We start from the raw sequence: 1,524 nt of genomic DNA, 5'->3' as shown, positions 1-1,524 counted from the left end.
CAAGATCGCAAGTTTCTTTGGCCGAGGCGTGCTTTTCTTTCTGGAGCCAGGGCCAGTCGACGCAACCCAGGTCCATACCCCCGCTTTCCGTACCTTGGCAAATCAAAAACCTGAACTCACGGGCAAGCTGAAGCTGCTGATCGAGCGTGTTGAGAGACAGCGCGAAATATATCTAAGCCTTCGCGAAGATTTGGACAACGTAGATTTACCTCGATTTAAAGCGCCAGAGCTGCCGCGCGATCACCCTTCCAAAGCAGCCCATATTGCCCGCCAATGGCTGGGGCTTGCGCAGAACAATACATTTGATAGTTATAGGGCAGCGGTAGAAGCGCGCGGTGTACTGGTATTCCGTAGCAATGGATACAACGGCAAATGGCAGATTGCCAAAAAGAGCCTGATTCTGGGCTTTAGCCTGTATGACCGTGATTGCCCCGTCATCGTGGTCAGAAAGCAGGATTCGGAATCCCAGCAATCCTTCACCCTCATGCACGAGCTGGGGCATTTGCTGTTACATCGGAGCAGCTCGATTGACGATGAGAACGATATGCAGTCTCATCAAGGTGACGAAAGGGACGCGAACGCATTCGCTGGACATCTGCTTGTGCCTGAAACGTTTCTCGTCCAGGTGAAAGATGGAGAGCGTCCACGGCAGATCTCCGAGTTCGATGAGTGGTTAAAGGCGCTTCGGAAAACATGGGGAGTGAGCACCGAAGTCATATTGCGGCGATTGCTTGACACAGACCGATTACCCCAAGCGCAATATGCCGCTTACCGAGCATGGCGGTCTACCCAGACTATTTCTGAACAAAAGGGGGGCAGCCGGAAGTACCGCCACAGAGAACCCTCGCACATTTTCGGCAACACATTTGCGCGCACCGTATTGGATGCGCTTCATGGCCAATATATCACCCTGGCAAAAGCGAGCCATTATTTGGATGGTTTGAAGATCAATGACCTGCATCAACTGGAACGCTACTATGCAGGTGTTTGATGCCTCTTCCATGATCCATGCTTGGGATCATTATCCCATCGATCAATTTCCTGGATAATGGACATGGAGAGCGGTCGAGATTCAGGCAAGAAGACTGAGGATGCCTGCGGTAGCGTATGCGGAGGTTTATGCAAAGGATACTGACTGCAGCAAATGGCTGGTGAAGGAAAATTTAGAGCAATTAAGCGTAACGAATGTGATTGTGCAGGATGCGATGCGTATTAAGACGCTACTCGGAATCGTAGATGACCAGTATAAGTCAGGGGGCGTAGGCGAGAATGATCTACTCATTATTGCTACCGCTCGCGCTCATGGGTACGAGCTGGTCTCAAATGAGAGGCGGCAGAACATACCGCCAGCTATAGCCCCGAAAAGAAAAATACCGGCCGTATGTTCGATGGTTGGAGTCGCTGTGCCGTGTATTGACTTTATCCAATATATACGGCGATCAAGGGCCGTTTTCCGCTAGTGGATGCTGATCTCACTGACTTATGCGCTGCCCGTGAATTGAGTATGGGGCTATTCGAATGTGC

Annotated in this window: 1 protein-coding gene and 1 pseudogene; both read left to right on the top strand. The window is 51.0% G+C overall.

Annotation, left to right across the window (positions count from 1 at the left end):
* Positions 1–991, top strand: a 991-nt coding sequence (locus CAGGBEG34_RS00015; RefSeq protein ID WP_042686969.1) for an ImmA/IrrE family metallo-endopeptidase, incomplete at its 5' end; no start/stop codon positions are given.
* Between the two features lie 70 nt (positions 992–1,061).
* Positions 1,062–1,460 (top strand): annotated as a pseudogene (locus CAGGBEG34_RS00010) (DUF4411 family protein); the annotation flags it as partial.
* Between the last annotated feature and the right edge of the window lie 64 nt (positions 1,461–1,524).

It is taken from the genome of Candidatus Glomeribacter gigasporarum BEG34, assembly GCF_000227585.1.
In the GTDB taxonomy this organism is placed as follows: domain Bacteria; phylum Pseudomonadota; class Gammaproteobacteria; order Burkholderiales; family Burkholderiaceae; genus Glomeribacter; species Glomeribacter gigasporarum_B.
The sequence above is the reverse complement of the archived record's forward strand: the minus strand, read 5'-3'. Positions and strand labels throughout refer to the sequence as shown.